The 20,498-nt window shown below is 73.2% G+C and carries 19 protein-coding genes and 1 pseudogene; 5 read left to right on the forward strand and 15 right to left on the reverse strand.

What is annotated here, in order from left to right; all coding sequences use genetic code 11:
* Nucleotides 1–36 precede the first annotated feature (36 nt).
* Both AC3IYJ_RS04850 and AC3IYJ_RS04855 read left to right on the forward strand, forming a co-directional pair.
* Complete coding sequence (locus AC3IYJ_RS04850) at nt 37–2,106, forward strand: transcriptional regulator (protein WP_489400105.1); 2,070 nt, start codon at nt 37–39, stop codon at nt 2,104–2,106.
* A gap of 207 nt (nt 2,107–2,313) precedes the next feature.
* A complete protein-coding gene (locus AC3IYJ_RS04855) occupies nt 2,314–2,757 on the forward strand; it encodes a subtilase-type protease inhibitor (protein WP_489400106.1) in 444 nt (147 codons plus the stop codon).
* 11 nt (nt 2,758–2,768) lie between these two features.
* Here the strand turns inward: AC3IYJ_RS04855 and AC3IYJ_RS04860 are convergent, their stop codons facing one another.
* The 3 genes from AC3IYJ_RS04860 to AC3IYJ_RS04870 form a co-directional block, all read right to left on the reverse strand.
* On the reverse strand, nt 2,769–3,656 hold the full coding sequence (locus AC3IYJ_RS04860; protein ID WP_489400107.1) for a GNAT family N-acetyltransferase: 888 nt from the start codon (nt 3,654–3,656) through the stop codon (nt 2,769–2,771).
* A gap of 42 nt (nt 3,657–3,698) precedes the next feature.
* A complete protein-coding gene (locus tag AC3IYJ_RS04865; RefSeq protein WP_489400108.1) occupies nt 3,699–3,863 on the reverse strand; it encodes an ATP-grasp domain-containing protein in 165 nt (54 codons plus the stop codon).
* Nucleotides 3,864–4,396: 533 nt separating this feature from the next.
* The gene (locus AC3IYJ_RS04870) at nt 4,397–4,993 is read right to left on the reverse strand and encodes a hypothetical protein (RefSeq protein ID WP_489400109.1); all 597 of its coding nucleotides are present in this window, start codon (nt 4,991–4,993) and stop codon (nt 4,397–4,399) included.
* Between the two features lie 85 nt (nt 4,994–5,078).
* Here AC3IYJ_RS04870 and AC3IYJ_RS04875 point away from each other — a divergent pair, with 85 nt between their 5' ends.
* Entirely contained in the window at nt 5,079–5,831 is a 753-nt protein-coding gene (locus AC3IYJ_RS04875) for an SIR2 family NAD-dependent protein deacylase (RefSeq protein WP_489400110.1), read from the forward strand.
* Here AC3IYJ_RS04875 and AC3IYJ_RS04880 read toward each other — a convergent pair.
* From AC3IYJ_RS04880 to AC3IYJ_RS04905, 6 genes and pseudogenes are all read right to left on the reverse strand, one after another.
* Nucleotides 5,828–6,319: a VOC family protein gene (locus AC3IYJ_RS04880; RefSeq protein ID WP_489400111.1), complete on the reverse strand. Its 492-nt coding sequence runs from the start codon at nt 6,317–6,319 to the stop codon at nt 5,828–5,830. The genes AC3IYJ_RS04875 and AC3IYJ_RS04880 overlap by 4 nt on opposite strands.
* A gap of 213 nt (nt 6,320–6,532) precedes the next feature.
* A complete protein-coding gene (locus AC3IYJ_RS04885) occupies nt 6,533–6,910 on the reverse strand; it encodes a hypothetical protein (RefSeq protein WP_489400112.1) in 378 nt (125 codons plus the stop codon).
* A gap of 55 nt (nt 6,911–6,965) precedes the next feature.
* On the reverse strand, nt 6,966–7,382 hold the full coding sequence (locus AC3IYJ_RS04890) for a roadblock/LC7 domain-containing protein (protein ID WP_330294930.1): 417 nt from the start codon (nt 7,380–7,382) through the stop codon (nt 6,966–6,968).
* Nucleotides 7,383–7,453: 71 nt separating this feature from the next.
* Nucleotides 7,454–8,245, reverse strand: coding sequence for a transcriptional regulator (locus AC3IYJ_RS04895; RefSeq protein ID WP_489400113.1), 792 nt, complete (start codon nt 8,243–8,245; stop codon nt 7,454–7,456).
* A complete protein-coding gene (locus AC3IYJ_RS04900) occupies nt 8,242–8,652 on the reverse strand; it encodes a hypothetical protein (RefSeq protein ID WP_489400114.1) in 411 nt (136 codons plus the stop codon). Before AC3IYJ_RS04900 ends, AC3IYJ_RS04895 begins: the two co-directional genes overlap by 4 nt.
* A 230-nt stretch (nt 8,653–8,882) precedes the next feature.
* Nucleotides 8,883–9,119, reverse strand: a pseudogene (locus tag AC3IYJ_RS04905) (helix-turn-helix domain-containing protein); the annotation flags it as partial.
* Nucleotides 9,120–9,424: 305 nt separating this feature from the next.
* On the opposite strand from AC3IYJ_RS04905, the gene AC3IYJ_RS04910 reads away from it, so the two are divergent.
* A complete protein-coding gene (locus AC3IYJ_RS04910; RefSeq protein ID WP_489400115.1) occupies nt 9,425–10,660 on the forward strand; it encodes a M48 family metallopeptidase in 1,236 nt (411 codons plus the stop codon).
* A 19-nt stretch (nt 10,661–10,679) separates the two neighbouring features.
* Here AC3IYJ_RS04910 and AC3IYJ_RS04915 read toward each other — a convergent pair whose 3' ends face one another.
* Both AC3IYJ_RS04915 and AC3IYJ_RS04920 read right to left on the reverse strand, forming a co-directional pair.
* Nucleotides 10,680–11,351 carry a DUF6461 domain-containing protein gene (locus tag AC3IYJ_RS04915; RefSeq protein WP_489400116.1) on the reverse strand — a complete coding sequence of 224 codons (672 nt, stop codon included), beginning with the start codon at nt 11,349–11,351 and terminating at the stop codon, nt 10,680–10,682.
* Between the two features lie 47 nt (nt 11,352–11,398).
* Nucleotides 11,399–11,962 carry a TetR/AcrR family transcriptional regulator gene (locus AC3IYJ_RS04920; RefSeq protein WP_489400117.1) on the reverse strand — a complete coding sequence of 188 codons (564 nt, stop codon included), beginning with the start codon at nt 11,960–11,962 and terminating at the stop codon, nt 11,399–11,401.
* A 161-nt stretch (nt 11,963–12,123) separates the two neighbouring features.
* On the opposite strand from AC3IYJ_RS04920, the gene AC3IYJ_RS04925 reads away from it, so the two are divergent.
* Nucleotides 12,124–13,485, forward strand: a complete 1,362-nt coding sequence (locus AC3IYJ_RS04925; protein ID WP_489400118.1) for a helix-turn-helix domain-containing protein — start codon at nt 12,124–12,126, stop codon at nt 13,483–13,485.
* On the opposite strand, the gene AC3IYJ_RS04930 is transcribed toward AC3IYJ_RS04925, so the two are convergent.
* The 4 genes from AC3IYJ_RS04930 to AC3IYJ_RS04945 all read right to left on the reverse strand — a co-directional run bounded on the left by AC3IYJ_RS04930 (nt 13,391) and on the right by AC3IYJ_RS04945 (nt 20,067).
* Nucleotides 13,391–15,343, reverse strand: coding sequence for an APC family permease (locus tag AC3IYJ_RS04930; protein ID WP_489400119.1), 1,953 nt, complete (start codon nt 15,341–15,343; stop codon nt 13,391–13,393). The genes AC3IYJ_RS04925 and AC3IYJ_RS04930 overlap by 95 nt on opposite strands.
* A 20-nt stretch (nt 15,344–15,363) precedes the next feature.
* Complete coding sequence (locus tag AC3IYJ_RS04935) at nt 15,364–16,908, reverse strand: helix-turn-helix domain-containing protein (RefSeq protein WP_489400120.1); 1,545 nt, start codon at nt 16,906–16,908, stop codon at nt 15,364–15,366.
* A gap of 225 nt (nt 16,909–17,133) precedes the next feature.
* Nucleotides 17,134–17,589: a (2Fe-2S)-binding protein gene (locus tag AC3IYJ_RS04940; protein ID WP_489400121.1), complete on the reverse strand. Its 456-nt coding sequence runs from the start codon at nt 17,587–17,589 to the stop codon at nt 17,134–17,136.
* A 177-nt stretch (nt 17,590–17,766) separates the two neighbouring features.
* A complete protein-coding gene (locus tag AC3IYJ_RS04945; protein WP_489400122.1) occupies nt 17,767–20,067 on the reverse strand; it encodes a xanthine dehydrogenase family protein molybdopterin-binding subunit in 2,301 nt (766 codons plus the stop codon).
* Nucleotides 20,068–20,498: the final 431 nt, after the last annotated feature.

Genomic DNA, 20,498 nt, shown 5'->3' on the forward strand with positions numbered 1-20,498 from the left:
CCGTAACCGGCCGAACCCGGGATCGAAGGAATGTCCGTGACGCATGCCGTTGGGGACGGAACCGCCCTGGAGCGGGCGCGGGACGCCGCGGCCCGCGGAGCGTGGGCGGACGCCTACGCCGGGTATCTGGCGGCCCGGGAGGCGGAGGGCCTCGGCCCGGCGGAGCTCGCCGAATTCGCCGACGTCGCGTATGCCGCGGGCCACCTCGACGTCACGATCGAGACCTGGGAGCAGCTGCACCACGATCTCTCCGGGCTCGGCGAGGACGAAGCCGCGGCCGGAGCCGCCGTACGGGTCGCCATGCACCTGCTGTTCGACACCGCGCTCATGGCGCCCGTACGAGGATGGCTGCGCCGCGCGGACCGCCTCCTCGCCCCCCTGCCGGAGACGGGCGCGCACGCGTGGTTCGCAGCGGTACGCACCTTCGAGCGCATCCTCAGCGGCGACCTCGAAGCCGCACGGGAGTGGGCCGAGCGGGCGATCGGGACCGGCTCGCGCACCGATCCGGCGGCAGCGGCGATCGGGCGTGTGGCCAAGGCGCGACTGCTGATCCTCGACGGCGAGGTGCAGCGGGGCCTGGAGCTCCTCGACGACGTCGGCACGGCGGCGATGTCCGGAGACCTCGATGCGCTGTCTACCGGCGTCGTCTACTGCGAGCTGGTCTGCGCACTGCAGGGACTGGCCCAGTACGACCTGGCCGAGCAGTGGACCGAGGCGATGGAACGGTGGGCGCGCACGAACGCGATCGGCAGCCTGCACGGGCGGTGCCGGGTGCACCGGGCCGAGATCCTGCGCCTGCGGGGTCAGTGCGCGAACGCCGAACGGCAGGTGCTGCTCGCCTGCGACGAGCTGCGCCCCTACATGCGGCGCGAGCTGGGCTGGCCGCTGACGGAGCTGGGCCGCATCCGGCTGCGGCGGGGCGACCTGGCCGGCGCCGAGGAGGCGCTCGTCGCCGCCCATCGGCTCGGGTGGGATCCCGAACCCGGGCTCTCGCTGGTCCGACTCGCCGGCGGCGACGTCGACACGGCCGCCGCCGCGATCCGGGCGGCCCTGGCGCGGCCGCTGCCGGTGCCGTCGAAGGAACTGCCCCCCGCCTCCGGGCTGAGGCGGGCACCGCTGCTGGACGCACAGGTCAGGATCGCCGTCGCCGGCGGCGACCTGGAGACGGCCCGGGCCGCGGCCCGCGAACTCCATGAGGTGGCCGCCCGCTTCGAGAGCAACGCGCTCGCCGCCTCGGCGCTGCGGGCCCGGGGTGAGGTTCTGCTCGGCGGGGGCGACGCGGCCGGCGCGGCCGCGTCCTTCACCGATGCCGTCCGCACCTGGGGCGAGGTCGGCGCCCCCTACGAGACGGCCGAGTGCCGGCTCCGGCTCGCGGACGCCCAGCGCGCCCTGGGCAACCTCCAGGCCGAGACCCTGGAGCGGGCGGCGGCGCGCACCGATCTCGAACGGATCGCCCTGACTCCCGCGGCCGACGACCCACCGGCGGACACGGCCGGGCCGGACTCCTTCGTCCGGGAGGGCGATTACTGGCGGGTCGTCTTCGACGGCCGCCGCGTGACCGCCCGCGACAACAAGGGCATGCACCACCTCGCCCGGCTGCTCGCCGCGCCGGGCCGGGAGTTCCACGTCCTGGACCTGGCGGCCGCCGACACCACCGACCCGCAGACCGCCGCCCGGCTCGCCCGCGCCGGCGACACCGGTCCCCTCCTGGACGACCGCGCCAAGCGGATGTACCGGCGGCGGCTCGCCGAGATCGAGGACGACATGGCCGAGGCCCTCGCCGACAACGACATCGGCAGGCAGGAACAGACCGGGCTCGAACGCGGATTCCTCATCGACGAACTCGCGCGGGCCGTCGGGCTCGGCGGGCGCGACCGGCACGCCGGGGCGGGCTCCGAACGGGCCCGCTCCGCCGTCACCCAGGCCGTGCGCAAGGCCATCGAGCGCCTCCACGAAGCCTCCCCGCAGCTCGGCGAGCACCTCGACCGCACGATCCGTACGGGGACCTACTGCTCCTACGTCCCCGATCCGCGGGTTTCCTCCCCGTGGTCCTTGCGCGGGCCCGGAAGCCCTCCGAGCGGGAGGGAGGGGCCCGAAGGCCGCTGATCACGGACGGAATCCACGGGATTACCGGGTGTGTTCGGCCGATTCCGCCGCACGCTCCCCCGCAGGTCAGAGCCCGGGCACCGCTGCGGTCTGCGGTCATGCGTGCGCGTTCGGTGACGAAAAGTAGAGGTGCGAACGGGCGTTCCGCTTCCGCATGGGCAAGACTCCCGTCCGTTATCCGACGCAACAACGCGAGGAGTGTTCGACATGCGGTCCATCACCAGGAGTCTGGGGCTTTCGTCCGCCGCCATGGGGCTCGCCGCCCTCACCGCCCTGGCCGGGTCCGGCGCGGCCGGCGCCGCACCGACCGGCGCCGAAGTTCTCTACGCACCGTCCGCACTCGTCCTGACCGTCACGGACGGCACCAGCGCCGCCGACGGTACGGTGCTGCGCGCGGCCACCCTCAACTGCGCGCCCCGGCCCAGCGGAACGCACCCGGCTCCGGCCGCCGCCTGCGCCGAATTACGGGCCAACGGGCCCTCGCTCGACGCACTCGCGAAGCCCCGCCCGGACGCGGCGTGTACCAGGGAGTGGGCCCCCGTCACGGTCACGGCCGACGGGGTGTGGCAGGGCCGGCACCTGAGCTACACCTACACGTACTCCAACTCCTGCGGGCTGCGCAACAGCACGGGCATACTGTTCGGCATCTGACCCGGCGCCCGTCAGCCCAGTTCGAGGCTGGTCACCCCGTACATGCCGGTCAGGTCCATGTCCGGTTCCTGGCCGGTGTACATCCGGGCCGTCTCGAAGGTCGGGTCGAGTCCCAGACCGACCAGCAGGGCCGCGGCGCGCGGGTGGGCGTCCGGTACGTCCACGGCGACCACCCCGTCCGGGGCGTGCTCCGCGAGCCGCAGCAGCAGGGCCGAGGCCACTGCCGGGTCGGCGGCGTAGAGCGGACCGATCCGCGAGGCGCCGCTGCTCGGCCGGATCACGCCGAGCCCCTCGATCCGGCCGCCTCGGACGGCGGCGAGGGCGGTGCGGCCCGGCAGTCCGACCCAGGCCGCGAGGAAGGCGTCACGGGGCGCGGGGAAGAACCTGCGGTCGTAGGCGGCGAGTTGCGCGAAGGGCACGGTGGCGGCGTCCACGATCTCGACCCCGGAGGAGGAGGCCGTGGACGCCTTCCCGGGGTCCGTCCCGTCCACCGCGGCAGCGGCTGAGCGCGGCGCCCCTTCGTGGCGGACGTTGTTCCAGGCCGAGCGGAACCCGGACTTGCGGTAGTTGTCCTGCTGCTCGACCACCCCGTCCAGTCCGACGAGCCTCCCGTCGAGCCGCTGCATTCCGGCCTTCCACAGCCGCATGCCGTAGCCCTGGCCGCGGACTTCGGGGCGGGCGATGTAGAAGCCGATGAAGCCGAAGCCATCCCCGTACCGCACGGCCGAGATGCAGGCGACGGGCTCCCCGCCGAGCCGGCCGACGAGGAAGCCGGTCGGATCGGCCACGGCGAAGGCGAACCGGTCGGAGTCCCCCGGGTTCCAGCCCTCCTCGTCGGCCCAGTCCCGGATCAGCGCCATGTCGGCGGCGCTCGCGCCGTTGATCTCGAATCCCGTCATGTCCGGTGTTGTACCAGATGCGCAGGGCGTGTGCAGCCAGGCCTAACCGGCCGTCAGGAGGCGGGCGAACGCCGCCGGATCGGCCTCCCGGTGCAGATCGCCCACCTGTCCGTCACCCACCTCGACCACCCGCCAGACCCCGTCCGCGCGCAGGGCGAGATCGGTGGTGACGAAGGGACAGTCCAGGGCCGCCACGGCGGCGCGCACCCGGTCGAGCTCCGGCGGCGAGAACTGCGCGTACGCAGGCCTCGGCCCACTGGTGCTTGCGGGACTTGACGTAGTCCTTGACGATGCCGGAGCGGGCCGGGAGGGCCGCGGCCAGGTCTGCGAGTTCCGCCGGATCGGGGGTCTTCCCGGGTGCGGCCGCCCGCCAGCCGCTGGGCGGGGTGAGCTCGGCGAACATCTCGTACCAGCCGGGCAGTTCGTGGGCGCGCCGGTACACCTCGGGGCTGACGCGCAGTGTGCCGCCGCGCTCGCGCAGGGCCGCGTCGAGTTCGGCGTACCGCCGCACCGGGATCATCCAGCCGCGGTACCAGAGCTCCCCCGCCCCGGCGGGCACCCCGGCCACGGCCCGCTCCGCGTCCCCGGCGAGCAGCGCGTCGTGGTCGATGAGCGCGGTGGCCGCTCCGGCGGCGCGCAGCTCGCGGGCCTCGGCCGCGAAGTGGGCGTCGACCCGGCGCTCGTTCAGCGGATCGGAGCAGTACAGGACGGCGATCGGCACACCGGCCACCCTACGGAGCTCAGCGCGGCCGGACGGCCACCGGGCAGCTGTTCCACAGTGCCACCCCGGCCGTGAGCAGCTCCACCACGCGGGCGTGCTCCGCCGGGGTCCACTGATCGCACTCGTCCCCGAACAGCTTGTCGTACGCGCTGTCGTGCTCGGATCCCTGCGGGGGCAGCGCGTCGACCGTGCGCAGGCCGCGGGCCAGGTCCTCGAAGAAGTTCCAGGCTCCCAGCACGTCGCCCGCGGGCGCGGCGCGGCGGACCGGGTCGACGAGCCAGCGCTCGACCCTGACCAGCTCCAGCACATTGGCCTCGACCCGCACCAGCCGCAGCCCGTGCCGACGGGTGTACGGCCCCGGCTGGCGCCCGGTGGTGAACACCGGCACCCGCCACCCGGCCCCGTTCGCGTCGGCGCTCGCGCCCTGGTCCCGGTCCCGGTCCCGGTCCCGGTCCCGGTCCCGGACGGTGAGCACCTCGTCGGGCTCTGCGTCACGCCGGCCCGGCCGCCACAGCACCGTCCCGCTGCGCCGCCGCCCCCGTACCCGGTACGGGTAGAGCCCGTGCCGGTCACGGGGATCGGCCGCGGCCGCCTTGCTGTCCCCCACCTCTTCCATGCGGTGACCCTACGGCCACGGCGCCCTTCCCTGGTAAGGGAAAAAGGGATCGCGGCCGGGCGCCCGCGATCTCTAAGGTCACCGCATGGGAAAGCCGCTCGTAGCAGTGTTCAGTGGGGCCGGGATGTCCACCGATTCCGGGATTCCGGACTACCGGGGGCCGCAGGGGTTGTGGCGGCGGGAGCCCGATGCCGAGAAGCTCGTGACCTACGAGTACTACATGGCCGATCCGGAGATCCGGCGGCGGTCCTGGCTGATGCGGGCGGAGATCGGCGCACTCGGGGCCCGGCCCAATGCCGCGCATCTCGCCGTCGCCGAGCTGGAGCGCGGCGGAACCCCGGTGCGCGTGATCACGCAGAACGTGGACGGGCTCCAACAGCTCGCCGGGACGTCCGCGCGCAAGGTGTTCGAACTGCACGGTTCGGCCCGGTCCGTGGTCTGTACGGCCTGTCACGACCGGTCGGAGATGGACGGCGCGCTGGCCCGGGTCGCCGCCGGGGAACCGGATCCGGCCTGTCTGCTGTGCGGCGGGATCCTCAAGGCGGCGACCGTGATGTTCGGCGAGCGGCTCGACCCCCAGGTGCTGGCGCAGGCCGTCGCCGTGGCCAAGGGGTGTCAGGTCTTCGTGGCCGTCGGGTCGACTCTCCAGGTGCAGCCCGCGGCCTCGCTGGCCGGGATGGCCGCGGAAGCCGGCGCCCGGCTGGTCATCGTGAACGCGCAGGAGACCCCGTACGACTCCCTGGCCGACGAGGTGATCCGCGAGCCGATCGGGACCGCCCTACCGGCGCTGCTCCGGCGGATCTCCGGAGACGGGTCGCTCCAGGCCGGGTCGCTCTAGGCCGCGTCCGCCGCCCGCCGCATCTCCGCCACGTCGAGCTTCTTCATCTTCAGCATGGCGGCGGTCGCGCGGGCGGCCCGCTGCGGGTCCGGGTCGGAGATCAGGTCGATGGCACCGGCCGGGACGACCTGCCAGGACAGCCCGAACCTGTCCTTGACCCAGCCGCAGGCGGATTCCTGGCCGCCGTTGCCCGTCAGCTCTTCGTAGTAGTAGTCGGCCTCGGTGTCGTCGGCGCAGTGGATCTGGAAGGAGACGGCCTCGGTGAAGGGGAACTGCGGGCCGCCGTTGAGCCCGACGAACTTCTGGCCGTTGATCTCGAACTCGACGACCATGACCTGGCCCTCCGGTCCGGGACCCGCCTCGTTGTAGCGGGCGACGCGGCCGCGCTTGCCGTCCTTGAAGACGGACAGGTAGTAGTCGGCGGCTGCCTCCGCGTTGCCGTCGAACCACAGACACGTGGTGAACCCGTTGCCTGCCGTGTCGGTCATGACTGCCTCCGGAGCGTGCGCGTACGGACGGAACACGATTGCGTCCCGTACACATACAGACCGGTCCGGGGCCCTAAATTCATCGGCGGGACCGGGACGGCTCCGCGTCCCGTCCGAATTGCACTCCAGTGGGTCACATCCCGAACGTCCGGCCTATTGGCCGCCGGGGCGGACGGCGATGGATTCGGCCGTCCGCCGCCTCGGCGACACGGGTCAGACTTCGAGCTCGGCCTCGATCTTCTTCAGCTGGTGGCGGGCCATCGCGAGGTTCGCGCGGTTCTTGTCGAGCGCCAGGTAGAGGAAGAGACCAGAGGATCCCCGGCCCTTCAGCAGCCGGATCAGGTGGTACTGGGTGCCCAGCGTGATCAGGATGTCCTCGATGGACTCGTCCTTGAAGTTGAGCATCTCCATCGTGCGCAGTTTGGCGCGCACCACGTCGGTGTTGCCCGCGGCCGCGACCGTGAGGTCGAGTTCCTTGCCGCCGCCGATGGTGCCCAGCGCCATGCCGCTGGCGTAGTCGACCAGGGCCGCGCCGAGCACACCGTCGATGGTGGTGCTGGCTTCCTTGAGTGCGGTTTCGATGTTGGCCATGGATCATTCCTCTTTCTGTTCGGCTGTCCTGGGATTCGGTTGGAACGTGGCTTGGTCAGGTGGCCTGGCCGAGACCCCGGCGGCCGAGGCTGTGGTCGATCAGTTCGGCTATGCGCAGGCTGGAGCGCCGGGCCTCCAGATGGAGGCGCCCCACGTTGACGCGCTGCTCGGCGGTCAGGGTGAGTACCGCCGCGTCGCCCGCCGCGTAGGTGGCGACGTAGCCTTCCTCCCCGCGCACGAGCAGCTCGCGGAAGCCGCCCTGCCCGGTGCAGTCGCTGAGCCGCTGGGCCACGCCGAGCGCGGCCGCGGTCAGGGCCGCCACGGACTCGGCTTCGGCGGCGGCGCCGTCCTGGGCGAGGACGAACCCGTCGGAGCTCGCGGCGAGGGCGCCGGTCAGCTGGGGGACCCGGGAGCGCAGCCGCCGGAGCTCGGCGAGTATCTCGGCCTCCGCTTCGGCGGGCACCGTACTCATGTCGGTCCTTCTCCTTTCGGATTGTCTGCGCTCGGAGCGGTCGGCGCGCAGGACCGGTCGCAGCGGGAGCCTCACAGACTTGCCTCCAGTGCGTCGCGCAACCGGCGCAGGAGCGCCACGTCGGGGGACTGCGCCTGCGTCATCCATTCGGGCAGGGGGGTCTCCGGAACGGGCTCCGGTCCCGCCGCCGGTGCGTACGGGGTCTCGACCAGCCCGGCCGCCGCGAGGCGCCGTACGTCGAGCAGGGTGTGGAACGCCGGCCGGCCCAGGACCCACGCGAGGTCCGCGGGCGTCCGTACGCCGTCCGCGCGGGCCAGCAGGATCCGCTGCCGGGCGGTGACGGTCTGGCCGGGGGCGGCGGGTCGGGGCACCACCGGGGAGGTGTCGAGCAGTGGGTAGGGCCAGACAGCGTCGAGCAGCTCCCGGCGCCGCCGGGTCTCCCGCTCCACGGCCTCCGCCGGAATCGACCGGACGGAGCCGATCCAGTGCGTGGCCCCGCGGCGGAACCGGGAGGGGCCACTGCCCGGGGAGAGCGCGAAGAAGGCGGCGTCGAAGATGGCGGCGAGGTGGCATATCTCCAGTTCCCCGCCCGCCATGCCCCCGCTGTCGACGAGGAAGCGTGCGACCTGCCGGCGGGCGCCGGCCTGGTTCACGGCCTCGGTCCAGCGCTCGGGGGCAAGACCGCCGCCGGTGGTGAGCAGGACGTCGAGGCCGGGGGTGGCCGGGCTCTCCGCGTGCACGACCCGGCCGTCCTCCAGGAAGAGGGTGCCGCGCTCACGGAACAGGGCTCCGGTGGCGCGCTCGGCGGCGAGGCGGGTGAGCAGGGGCGAGACGGCCACCGCCGGGGTGACGGTGGCGTTCACTTGAGCACCAGCCCTTCGGCGAGGGTGCGCAGCCGGTGCCTGGCGAGGGCGAGGTTGCCTTCGGCCCGGTCCAGCCACAGGTGCAGGAAGACGCTGCTGTCGAAGCTGGTTTCGACGAAACGGAGCACGTGGTAGCCGGTCCGGGTCGTGACGATCAGGTCCTCGACGGGCAGCCCGGCCGCCTCGCCGTCGGCGGAGCCGGCGGGTGGCTCGGGCAGGGCGAAGGACTCGTACTCGGCTGCGGCCCTCGCCAATTCGGCGGTCTCGGCGGCGGTGGTCTCGTGGTCACCGACCGGTGAGTCCCCTGCGGTGCCGAGGGCCAGTCCGCTGCTCCAGTCGACCAGCGCGGCCCCCCTCGCACCAGGCAGGGCCATGGCTTCGAGCAGGCATTCGTCGATCCCGGGCACGCGGGCTCCCCTCCCGGCCGGAACGTGCGTGGTGCACGGTCGTACGGCGCGACAGAAGGGAACTTACTCAAGTTTCACAGCGCGAAAGGGCGTTCTGGCATTTTCCGCTGGAACATGCACGGCGACGTGTGAGAGCTTGGCCGGAACGCACCAGAATTTGATCATTGGTTTGGATCCAGGGGATCCGGGCATCAGGAGGCGAGCGGCAGCGGCAGGTCGTCCGCGAGCCGGAAGGCTCCGCCCTCGCGCTGTACATAGCCCTCGTGAGTGAGGGTCCGCAGCAGGTGGTAGACGGTGGGCAACGGGATGCCCGTCAGCCGCGCGAGCCGCTTGGCGGTCGCCCCGCCCTCCGCGTACATCGCCTCCACGAGACGCAACGCCCGTTGCACGGAACCGATGAGGGTGGGTGCGGTGGTGGTGCCGTTACCGCTGTCCACGCTGTCCTTCTGACTGCGCTCGGTGTCCATGAGTGGTCCCCCTGCTCCGGTACGAGGCCTGGCAAACCCATCAAAGTCGCTCACTGGCCGCAAAACCAGCGGACTCGCGTAAACCTGAGCATAAGATCAACTATGCATGCGGGCTCCCCGCTGCCGGAGCGCTCCGGCAGCCGACCCGGTGCCGCAGGCGCCACGAGGTCCCCCTATCCTTCGCGAACCGCGGATCGCAGCAGGTCCGCGGCGTGGGAGGGGATCAGAGGACCGTGGAAACCAGCAGTGAAACGAGAACACGGCCGGAGCTCCGGCCGTGCCCGCAGTGCGGAACCATCGCCACCGTGCCCGAGCGGTACGTCGACTGGTGCGCCGAATGCGACTGGAATGTGGATCCGGGCGCTCCGGAACCGGCCCGGGGGCGCGTGGAGACCGTACGGCGGCGCCTCGCGCACCGGTACGGGGAACAGCTCGCGGCCGAGATCGCGCGGAGCGGGGGCGAGGCCGGACCCGGCCGGCTGGACGCGTCGAGCGTGCTGGCCATCGGCCTCTCGCTGGTGGTGCACGCGGTGACCGTGGGGCTGGTGGTGATCGCGGGAGTACTGATCATCGGGGGCTGGTACACCGTGGTCCAACCCCTGCTCGGTGCGCTCCTGCTGGGGATCGTGGCGGTCCTGTGGCCGAAGCCCCAACGACTGCCGAAGCACGCGCCGGTGCTGTACCGGGCGGACGCTCCACGGCTGTTCGAGCTGGTCGACGAGGTCGCGGCGGCCGTCGGAACCTCCGGAGTGCATGCCGTGGCAGTGGCCCCGATGGCCAACGCGGCGGTCACGAACTACGGGATCCGGCGGCGGCGCGTGCTGATCCTGGGGCTCGGACTGTGGGAGATCCTCTCGCCGCAGGAGCGAGTGGCTCTGCTGGGGCACGAACTCGGGCACTTCGCGAACGGCGACCTCCGCTCCCAGTTCGTGACGCACTGGGCGATGGGCGCCCTGGCCCGCTGGTACTACTTCCTGCTCCCGAAGCCCGCGCACAACCTCGTGGACTGGTTCGTGAACGCCGTGCTGTTCCCGCCGCGCTGGGCCGTGTACGGGCTGATCCACCTGCTCGACGGCCTGACGATGCGGGCCTCGCAGCGGGCGGAGTACCTGGCCGACAGCGGCGCGGCCCGCGCCGGGTCCACGGAGGCCGCCGTCCTCCTGATGGACCGGCTTCTGGTCTGCGACGCGGTCGAGGCCGAGATGCGGCGCGAGTCGGTGGCGGCCGGGGTCCGCGGTGGATCCGCGGGCCGCGAGGCGCGTGAGGCCGCCGAGCGGGGGCTCTGGGAGCGGCTCGCCGCACGGATGGGCTCCGTGCCCGAGACCGAGTACGAGCGGCTGCGCCGGGTTTCCACCCGGCGCGGCCACTCCGTCGACGACACCCACCCCCCGACCCACCTGCGGCGCCGCTGCCTGCTCTCCAGCGGCCCGCACCGGGCCGGGGTGGCCTTCGACTCCTCCCGCAGCGCGGCCGTCGCGGCCGAACTCGCCCCGGCCCGCGAGGAGCTGGCCCGCCGGGTGATACGCGACTACGCCCGCTGAGCCGCGGTCCCCGCTCCCCCTACTGCGTGCAGGTCACGAAGGCCGGGAGCGGGGTCTCCTCGACCAGACGGCGCGGCAGGGCCAGGGCGAAGCGGCGTTCCAGCACGGAGAGGGTGAGGCGGTCCCGGTCCGCGGACGGTTCGTCCTCGGGGCGGGCGTAGGTACCGTCCGGGGCGAGGATCTTGGCCTCGACCAGCTCCGGCAGGAGGAAGTCGGGCCGGTGGCCACCGCGCCAGCACTCCTCGCCAAGCGCGAAGCAGCAGACCAGCTCGCCGTCCAGGGCGTACGCGAACTGCTTGGGCGGATGGTCGGGCTGCGGATCGAGGTGGACCGCTTCGACGCCGGAGCGGGACACCTCGGCCAATCGCTGCGCCCCGGCCGGCATCCCGTGTTCGACGGCGAAGGACCAGCCGCCCCAGCTGCCGACCCTCGCCACCCCGTCGCCGTCCACGGTCTCGGTGACCATGCTCCACGCGTCGATGGCGCCCAGCGGCCCGGGGTGGATCCCGGGCAACGCCCCCAGTCGTGCGGCAAGTTCCTCGGGGCCGATGCCGCGGGCGAAGGTCAGGCCGACGTACCAGGCGTCCCAGTCCGCCAGCCACTGGATGCCCTCACCGCCGCCCGCGTCCGCCCGGTCGGCGGCGCCTGCGCCGAAGCCCTGCTCACGCCCGGTGATGTCCGCAATGCCCACGGTTGCCTCCCGCGATTCGTGCCGGCATTCCCCCATGGGCACGATAGTCAGTCCGCGGGGCGCTCCGGGAGGAGGCGCTCGACCATCGCTTCGATGAGCCCTTCCACCGGGTAGGGGTCGAGCAGTCCGGGCACGGTCAGGTCGTCGACGATCAGCCCCAGCATGGCCAGGTAGATCAGCACCACGCCCTGCCGGTCCCCGGGCAGTCCCGCCTCCATGTGCCAGGCGATGTTGGCTTCCAGTTCGGCGCCCTGGAACCCGGCCAGCGCCTCCTGGAGCTCGGGCCGCCGGGTCGCCTCCAGGCGCAGCTCCAGCATCGCCGTGTGGACGCTGCGTTCGCGGCGCATACGCTCCAGGAGGCGGCCGAGCAGCACCTTGGTGTCGTGCGGTCCTGCCAGTTCCGCCGGATCGGGGATCAGCCGCTCCCGGGTGCGGTGCAGGATCTGCACGAGCAGCTGGGCGCGGTTGGCGAAGTAGTTGGAGGAGGTGCCGGTCGGCACCGCCGCCTCCGCGTCCACCGCGCGCAGGGTCAGCCCCCGCGAGCCCTCGCGGGCGAGCACTTCGATGGCGGCGTCGAGCAGCGCGGCTCGGCGCTCCGGATTCTGGCGCATGGGGGGATCCCTGATGGTGTGGCAACGGGGTGAGCGGTGCGACGGGGGTGTCGTTATGACCGCCGCATATGCACTGCACTTGGAGTGCTTCGGACACGCTAGCGGACACGGCACCGTCGCGGCCCTCCCCACCGCCCCCTCCCCCGTGTCACCCTCCGGTCATGGAGCGGATCATCGAGGAGATACGCGAGGACCTGAACCGCCGGATTCCAGTGGCGGCGGAGCGGCTCGCCGACCGCACGTCGGCCGGGGATCCGGCCTACGCCGCCTACGCCGCCCTGCTCGGCCGGGCCGCGCTGCGCGACCGGATCCAGCACGTCCTGCGCCAGGCGGTCGAGGGCCTGGTCCGTGCCTCCCGCGGCCTGCCGCCCGACCTCGCCGACGCCCGCGCCCAGGGTGCGCTCCGTGCCGGGCAGGGGCTGCCGCTCGACTCCCTGCTGCGGATGTACCGGCTCTGCGGCCGGCTGCTGTGGCAGACCCTGACCGAGGCCGTCGCCGCACACGACCGGGCCGCGCTGCCCCGGCTGCTGCCCGGGGCGCCCGCGCTGTGGGACGTGATCGACCGGATGGCGGACGCGGCGGCCGAGTCCTACCGGCTGGCCGAAGCGGTCCGGGGCGAGCGCGAACGCGAGCTCCGGGCGGCCCTGCTCGACGCCCTGCTCGACGGAAACGCATCCGCCGGGGAGGCCGCCCGCGCGGCGCAGCGGCTCGGCCTGCCGGAGCGCGGCCGGTTCGCGGTGGTGGCGCTCGGGCCCGCCCCCGGCTCCACCGGGCCGCCGCCAGCCGGATCCGGGACCGACGGATCCGGGACTGACGGATCCGGGACCGATGGATCCACGGCCGCCGGCCGGCCCGTGACGGCCGGAGCCCCGCGCGTGCTGTGGCGGATCGGTGCCGACGGGGAGACCGGGCTCGTGGAGCTGGGCCACCATCCGCTGGAATCCGTACGGGAGCTGCTCGCGCCGCTCGGTGCGAGCGCCGGGGTCAGCCCAGTGGTGACGGCGCCCGCCGAGCTGGCGCGGGCCCGCCTGCTGGCCGGCCTCGCGCTGCGCACCGCCCCCGCCGCGAAGGGGCCGCGGACGGTGCTGCTCGACGAACGGCTGCCCGCGGCGCTGATCGCGGCCGAGCCCGAACTCGCGGACCGGCTGCGCCGGGTGGTACTGGGTCCGGTGCTGGCGCTGGCGCCGGAGGACCGCCGGATGCTGCTGACCACCCTGGGCACCTGGCTGACCTGCCAGGGCTCCACCACGTACGCCGCGCAGCGGCTGTACTGCCACCGCAACACCGTCTCCAACCGGCTGCGCCGCCTGGAGCAGCTCACCGGGCGCACCCTCTCGGATCCGGCGCACGTGGTGGAGCTGGCACTGGCCCACACGGCGGTCACCCAGCACCGGGCGGCACGGGCAGCCGCTCCTCCTGGCGCGGCTCCTAGCGCGCCTCCTGCGGAGCCCGCTCCTCCGGCTCCGCGCCCTTCGCGGACTCCAGCAGGTACGGCACGTCGATTACCGCCACCCCCGGCGTGAACAGCAGCCGCGCCTTGAGCCTCAGCGCGTTCTGGTTGTGCAGGGGCTGCTCCCACCAGTGCCCGACCACGTACTCCGGGATCACCACCGACAGCATGTCCGTCCCCTCGGCGGCCGCCTGCTCCTGGACGTAGGCGAGTACCGGCCCGACCACCTCCCGGTACGGGGAGTGCAGCACCTTGAGCGGGATCCCCGGGTCGTGCTCCGCCCAGGCCTCCCGCAGCCGGTCCGCGTCCTCCTCGTCGGCGGCCACGGAGAGGGCCGTCAGGGTGTCGGGCCGCAGGCCCATGGCGAAGCCGAGCGCCTTGAGGGTCGGCGCGTGCACGGCGGCGACCAGGACGACGACGTGGTGACGGGCGGGCTTGCGCGGTTTGACCCCGGGGGCGACGGCGACTTCCCGCGCCACGGTGTCGTAGTGGCGGCGTACGCCCTTCATGCCGAGGAAGAGCAGCGGCATCGCGATGACGACCAGCCAGGCGCCGTGGGTGAACTTGGTGATCAGGACGATGACCAGGACCACGGAGGTCATGACGGCGCCGACGGCGTTGATGGCGCGCCGGCGGTGGATGTGGATCCGCTCCTCCTTGGGGGTGTCGGGCGAGCGGAGCTCGTCCTGCCAGTGCCGGACCATGCCCGCCTGGGAGAGCGTGAAGGAGACGAAGACGCCGATGATGTAGAGCTGGATGAGCCGGGTCAGCTGGGCGTCGAAGAGGACGATCAGGCCGATGGCGGCGAGCGCCAGCAGGACGACGCCGTTGGAGTAGACGAGCCGGTCGCCGCGGTTGTAGAGCTGGCGGGGCACGTACCGGTCCTTGGCCAGGATCGAGGCGAGCATCGGGAAGCCGTTGAAGGCGGTGTTGGCGGCGAGGATCAGCACGCCGGCCGTGACGGCCTGGAGCAGGTAGAAGAGGAAGTGCCAGTCCCCGAAGGTCGCGCGGCCGATCTGGGCGAGCGCGGTGGACATCGGCGTCCCGGGGGCCAGGCCCAGTTCGGTGGGGTCCGCGGCGACGTGCACCTTGTAGACCATGGCGAGGACCGTGATCCCGGCGAACATGGTGACGGCCAGGGCGCCCATCACGGCGAGCGTGGTCGCCGCGTTCCTGCTCTTCGGCTTCTGAAAGGCGGGCACGCCGTTGCTGATGGCCTCGACGCCGGTCAGCGCGGTGCAGCCGGAGGCGAAGGCGCGCAGGGCGAGCAGCACCAGCGCGAGGCCGGCGTACGTCCCGGCCTCGGTGATCGGCAGCTCGGCGGATTCGGCGCGGATGGTGTCGCCGATGGCGATGCGGTAGGCGGCCACCGCGAACATCAGGTAGATGACGAGGACGAACCCGTAGGTCGGGATGGCGAAGACCCGCCCCGACTCCCGTACACCGCGCAGGTTCATGAGGGTCAGCAGCACCACGAAACCCACCGACAGGCCGACTTCGTGGTCGGTGAGGGAGGGAATGGCGGAGGTGATGGCGGAGACGCCGGAGACCACGGAGACGGCGACCGTCATGACGTAGTCGACGAGGAGCGCGCTCGCGGCGGTGAGGGCGGCGGTCGGGCCGAGGTTCTTGGAGCTGACGATGTAGGCGCCGCCGCCGCCCGGGTAGGCGTAGCAGGTCTGCCGGTAGGAGGCGACGACCACGACCAGCAGGAAGACGATGGCGGCGGCCGCGTACCAGGCGAGGTGGAGCAGTGCGACGCCGCCGAGGGCGAGGATCAGCAGGATCTCCTCGGTGGCGTAGGCCACGGAGGAGAGCGGGTCGCTGCAGAAGATCGGGAGCGCGAGCCGTTTGGGCAGCAGGGTCTCGCCCAGACGCGCGGTGTCGAGCGGTTCACCGACCAGCACACGTTTCGCATTGATACGCCTCATTCAGGCATGATCGTCCACAATCACCCCAATCCATCCACCATCGGACTTGTGTCCCGGCCGGACCCGCCCAGTTCCTCCACCCGCTGGGCCACCCACAGGTCGTAGCGGGCACTCGGCGACTGGAGCAGCGAGCGCTCCAGCAGCGCTTCGACGCGGCCGATCCGCTTGCGGGTGGCGGCCACCGAGATGCCGAGCGCGTCCGCCGTCGGGACCAGCCGGGCGTCGTGCCGCAGCCAGACCCGCACCGTCTCCCGCGCTCCGGCCGGGGCGTCCGGCCCGGTCAGCGGCGCCAGATGGGCGCGGGCCCACGCCCTCGTCGCCGGGTCGCGCAGTACGTCGTCCAGCGCGCCCGCGGCCGACACGACTCCCCCGCCCGCCCGCTCCGCGCCGCGGCCGCCCGGGGTCAGCCGCAGCGCCAGCGACAGCGCCGCCTGGTCGGCGAGGCTGCCGAGGTCCAGGCCGAGCACCGCCTCGATCAGCCGGAGCCGCCCGGCGAGGGTGTTGCGGTGGACCTTGAGCAGCCGGGTCGCGTGCGAGGTGAAGTTCAGCCACGCGTGGGCGGTGGCCCTCAGCTCCTGCGCGCCGGGGTCCTGGGGGCGCCGGGGCTCGTACGCGTGCAGCGGCGCGAGCAGCGCGGCCGCCCATCCGGCGCCGGCCCCGTGCACGGCGAGGGCCAACTCCGGGCCCGGCCCGAACCGGGCGTGGCGTTCGTCCCGGCCGCGCGCGACGGCCAGCGCGTGGAAGGCCTGCGCGTACGCGGCGGGGGCCTCGCGGAGGGCGGATCGGCCGCTGACCCCGACCGTGCAGTGGCGGGCGGCCGCCGTCAGCGCCCCCGAGAGCGGGTCGTCGTCCGCCGAGGCCGCCGCCAGGTCGGTGGGCACGAGCACGATGAGGTGGTGCACGTAGACCGGGCAGCGCACGATCCAGGCCCGGCCGCCCGTCAGCTCCGTGAACAGCCGGGCCGCCGCCGCGCGTTCGCCGGTACCGCATTCGACGACGTACATCCGCATCGGATCGGGCAGCGAGGGCCCGAGCGTCTCGGCGATCTGACGTGCGGTGGAGAGCAGGCCGTTCATCAGCAGGTGCAGGACCGACTCGCGGACCATCGCCTCGGCGGCGGCCGCCCGTTCCTCCCGCAGTCCCACCTCTTCGGCGCGCAGCACCAGGGCCAGCGGCACGGCGGCGTCCGCGAGCAGCGCGGGCGCTCCCGGATGGTGCGGCAGCTCCAGTACGGCGGCCAGGGCGCGCCCCTCGTCCAGCGCGAACAGCAGCGCCGCGCGGCCGGCGTGCAGCAGGACGGCGGAGCCGGCCCTGCGCGCCCTCAGCTCGGCCGCGCCCAGAACCGCGGCCTCGGGTCCCTGCGGTCGCTCGGTGTCCATCACCCCGATCCAGCCGCCCAGACGGGTGGTGAGCCACTCCAGCACCGCGGCCGAACTCCCCGCGCGGGCCAGGCGGTGCAGCTTGAGGACGTCTTCGGAGCGGGACCGGTCGGCGGGCTGCGGGGGTGCGGGGCGGGGCTGAATCGGAGGTTCCTTCGGGGTGTCGGTCGGCGGCGCCGCATTCAACCATCCTCGGCACACTGTGCGCTGTGACACCCGTCTCGTGCGCTCACTGGGCACAACGGACCCTGCGGGCGGGACGGCCGCCGCCTAGGCTCGCCACGAGCGGTCGGGCCCCGACTGTCGGCGGAACGCAACGGGGGAAGCCGGGGCCCGTCCTTTGCTCACGTCCCGGCCGCGCCTGCTCACGTCCCGGCCGCATCCGCCCACGTCCCGGCCCTCCGCGTTCGCTCACATCTTGGCCGCCGCGCTGCGGATGGCCTCCCGGATGCGGAAGTAGGTGCCGCAGCGGCAGATGTTGGCGATCGCGTCGATGTCCTCCTCGGTCGGCGCGCTCGTGCGCTTCAGCAGGGCGACGGCCGCCATGATCTGGCCCGGCTGGCAGAAGCCGCACTGGGCGACGTCCTGTTCGAGCCAGGCCTCCTGCACCGGGTGCAGCACGTCGCCGTCGGCCAGCCCCTCGATGGTGGTCACCGCCTTGCCCGCGCACGCGGAGACCGGCACCACGCACGGGCGGACGTCCACCCCGTCGAGGTGGCTGGTGCAGGCCTTGCAGACGTCCACCCCGCAGCCGTACTTGGGACCGCGGACGCCCAGCATGTCGCGGAGCACCCACAGCAGGGGCAGGTCGTCGGGCGCGTCCACGGTGACGCTCTGCCCGTTGACGGTGAAGGTGTGCGAGGGCACGGATCGGCTCCTGGAGGTCGTCACTTTTGGATGTTGTCGGTCAGGTCCGCGTCGTCCGGTGCCGTGCCTCGTCGTGCTGCCGGGGCTCCCGCGTACTGGACGTACTCGGGTGCCCCGGCAGTGCGGCGAGGTGCGGTGCCGGGCGGCGCGGGCCCGGCAACATCCGGAAGAGACGGCCTATCGGGGGTAGGGGGTGAAGTCGACGTCGAAGTCGAGGGGGAAGCTACGGGGCTTCGTGCCGGTGGCCCGGCCGTAGGCGTTGGCGATCGCGCCCACGGCGGCCGGCAGGCCCAGCTCGCCGGCTCCGCCCGGCTCGGTTCCGGTCGCCGGGAGCACGAAGACCCGTACGTCCCGTGGGGTGTCGCGCTGCTTCGCCCAGTGGAACTGGCTGTAACTGCCCTCCAGCGGGAGGCCCTTGTCGAGGTGCAGGCCGGCCTTGAGCGTGGTGGAGATGGCGTCGGTCAGGCCGCCGATCAGCTGGGCCTCCAGACCGCGCGGGTTGACGGGCAGGCCCACGTCCACCGCGATGACGGCCTTGGTGACGCGGACGTGCTCCGGGTCCCTGGTGTCGATCTCGACCAGGCAGGCGGTCCGGGACTTGTACTCCTCGTGGAAGGCGATGCCCTGGGCGCATCCGGTGGGCATCGCCCGGCCCCAGTCGCCCTCCGCGGCCACCTTGTCGAGCACGGCCCGCTGGGCCGCCGTCTTCAGGAACCTGCGGCGGAACTGGTACGGGTCCCGCCCGGTGGCGGCGGCCAGCTCGTCGACCAGGATCTCCTCGGCGCCGCGGGTGTTCGCCGAGTACACCGAACGCCAGGAGCCGGTGGGCACCCCGGTCGGGACCTCGGTGAGCACCTGGGTGGTGAGCCCGAAGTGGTACGGGGACTTGATGGTGGTCAGGAACAGGGTCTGGGCGAGGGTGGCGTTGCCGATGCCCAGCGGCAGGCTCGCGGCGGTGGCGGTGATGATCTCGCCGAGGCCGTGCCGGAAGTCGGTCTCGGCGGCGGCGACCCGGTGTTCGAAGCTGAGCACCTCGCCGAGGGCGTGGGTGGCGCGGATCTTGTGATGGGTCGCGGGGCGCATCCGGCCGTGCCGGGTGTCGTCGACACGGGTCCACATCAGACGGACCGGGCGGCGGCAGGCCTTGGAGATCCGGGCCGCCTCCAGGGCCGCGTCGAAGAAGAGCCGCCGGCCGAAGGAACCGCCGGCCTGGACCACGTGGACGGTGACCTTGTCGAGCGGCAGCCCCAGGTCGGCGGCGATGGTCTCGCGGGCCACGATCGGGGACTTGAGCCCGGACCAGATCTCGGCGCTGTCCTCGCGCACGTCGGCGACGGCGGAGTTGGTCTCCATGGGGGCGTGGCTGACGAAGGCGAAGTCGAACTCGGCGTCCACGTACGCGGTGAGCAGCGGCGGCACCAGCAGCGGGGCGGTGGCGGCGCGCAGCTTCGTACGGACTGCTGCGTCCGAGAGCTGGTCCGCGGGGCCGGGGCCCCAGGTGACCTGGAGGGCGGCCTTGGCGTCGAGGGCCTGGCCGAAGGTCTCGGCCACGACGGCGACCCCGGTGGCGACGGTGACCACGTGCAGGACGCCGGGCATGGCCTTGACGGCTGCCAGGTTGGCCACCGACCGGACGCTGCCGCCGAGGGTGGGCGGCCGGCGGACCACGCAGGGCTTGGCCCCGGGCACGTCGAGGTCGAGGGTGTAGCGCTGGGCTCCGGTGACCATGGCGCGGGCGTCGATCCGGGCGGTGGGCTTGCCGACGAGGGTGTGCTTCGCGGCCTGTTTGGGAGTGGCGCCGAGGACGATCAGGGCGGGGTCGGCGGCGGCCGCGGCGAGGGAGCCGTATCCGGCGGTGCGGCCGTCGGGGGCCCGGACGGCGCCGTTCGCGGTGGTGAGGGAGGACGCCGGCAGGCTCCAGCGCACGGCCGCGGCCGCGACCAGGCGGGCGCGGGCGGTGGCGGCGCACTGGCGGACCGGGCCGTAGAGGGAGCGGATGGAGTTGGAGGAGCCGGTCAGCTGGTTGAAGAGCAGCTCGGGGCGGGCGTCGTCCAGTTCGATCCGTACGCGGTCCAGCGGTGCGTCGAGTTCCTCGGCGACGAGCATCGCCACGGCGGTGGTGAGGCCCTGGCCGACCTCCTCGCGGGGCAGCCGGAACCGGATGGTGCCGTCGGCCTCGACGACGAGTGCGAGCAGGGCGGAGGTGGGGGCGCCCGCCAGGATGAACAGGTCGCCGAGGTCCACCAGGTCGGCGGGGGCCGGCAGGGTCGGGATCACCGCGTGGGCGGGCTGCGGGGCCAGGACGTCGGCGCCGGCGCGGGTGACCAGGGCCAGGGTCGGCGCCGCGACCAGGTAGGTGAGGAACGAGCGGCGGCTTGCGCCTGCGGCGCCCCCGGGCTCCTGCGCGGTGCCGTCCGGCTGCCCCCCGACCGGCTCGCCGCTCTGTTCCTGGGTCGGCGCATGGCTCTGCCCGGTCATGTCGTTTGTGTCCCCACCCTGCGCGCAGCCCGCCGAAGCGGGCATCCCCGGCTCGTTACCGACACGTAGGGTAGCGATCACCGACTGCGGTGGGAAGTCGGGAGCGTCCCTACCCGCCCGGCGCGGCGTCAGTCGTTCGGGGGGTCCCCGTACGCTGGTGTTGATCCGGGTCCCGGGCGGACTTGCGCGAGTTCGGCGCGGGGCGCCCCTCGCACACCTCGGCCGTACGATCGACAACCCTCGTCCGGAAGGCCGGTTTCCGGCCGCGGGCAGGCGACGGCAGCAGCAGGTGCAGCAGGCGCGATTCGGGCCCGGTCGGGCCGACCCGCCAGTAGGGCTGACCGGATTCGTTCGCACATCCGCAGGGGGCCGGGAGGCCGCAGGCATATGCCCCAAGCAAGACCGCAGCAGATGTTGCCAAACGCCTTACA

It is taken from the genome of Streptomyces sp. GL_140 (assembly GCF_057834465.1).

What these genes read in the sequence shown, in the direction of transcription:
- AC3IYJ_RS04855 (WP_489400106.1), top strand. Translation starts at nt 2,314, where the DNA reads ATGCGGTCCATCACCAGGAGTCTGGGGCTTTCGTCCGCCGCCATGGGG.
- AC3IYJ_RS04860 (WP_489400107.1), bottom strand. Translation starts at nt 3,656, where the DNA reads ATGACGGGATTCGAGATCAACGGCGCGAGCGCCGCCGACATGGCGCTG.
- AC3IYJ_RS04870 (WP_489400109.1), bottom strand. Translation starts at nt 4,993, where the DNA reads ATGGAAGAGGTGGGGGACAGCAAGGCGGCCGCGGCCGATCCCCGTGAC.
- AC3IYJ_RS04875 (WP_489400110.1), top strand. Translation starts at nt 5,079, where the DNA reads ATGGGAAAGCCGCTCGTAGCAGTGTTCAGTGGGGCCGGGATGTCCACC.
- AC3IYJ_RS04880 (WP_489400111.1), bottom strand. Translation starts at nt 6,319, where the DNA reads ATGACCGACACGGCAGGCAACGGGTTCACCACGTGTCTGTGGTTCGAC.
- AC3IYJ_RS04885 (WP_489400112.1), bottom strand. Translation starts at nt 6,910, where the DNA reads ATGGCCAACATCGAAACCGCACTCAAGGAAGCCAGCACCACCATCGAC.
- AC3IYJ_RS04890 (WP_330294930.1), bottom strand. Translation starts at nt 7,382, where the DNA reads ATGAGTACGGTGCCCGCCGAAGCGGAGGCCGAGATACTCGCCGAGCTC.
- AC3IYJ_RS04920 (WP_489400117.1), bottom strand. Translation starts at nt 11,962, where the DNA reads ATGCGCCAGAATCCGGAGCGCCGAGCCGCGCTGCTCGACGCCGCCATC.
- AC3IYJ_RS04925 (WP_489400118.1), top strand. Translation starts at nt 12,124, where the DNA reads ATGGAGCGGATCATCGAGGAGATACGCGAGGACCTGAACCGCCGGATT.
- AC3IYJ_RS04930 (WP_489400119.1), bottom strand. Translation starts at nt 15,343, where the DNA reads ATGAGGCGTATCAATGCGAAACGTGTGCTGGTCGGTGAACCGCTCGAC.
- AC3IYJ_RS04945 (WP_489400122.1), bottom strand. Translation starts at nt 20,067, where the DNA reads ATGACCGGGCAGAGCCATGCGCCGACCCAGGAACAGAGCGGCGAGCCG.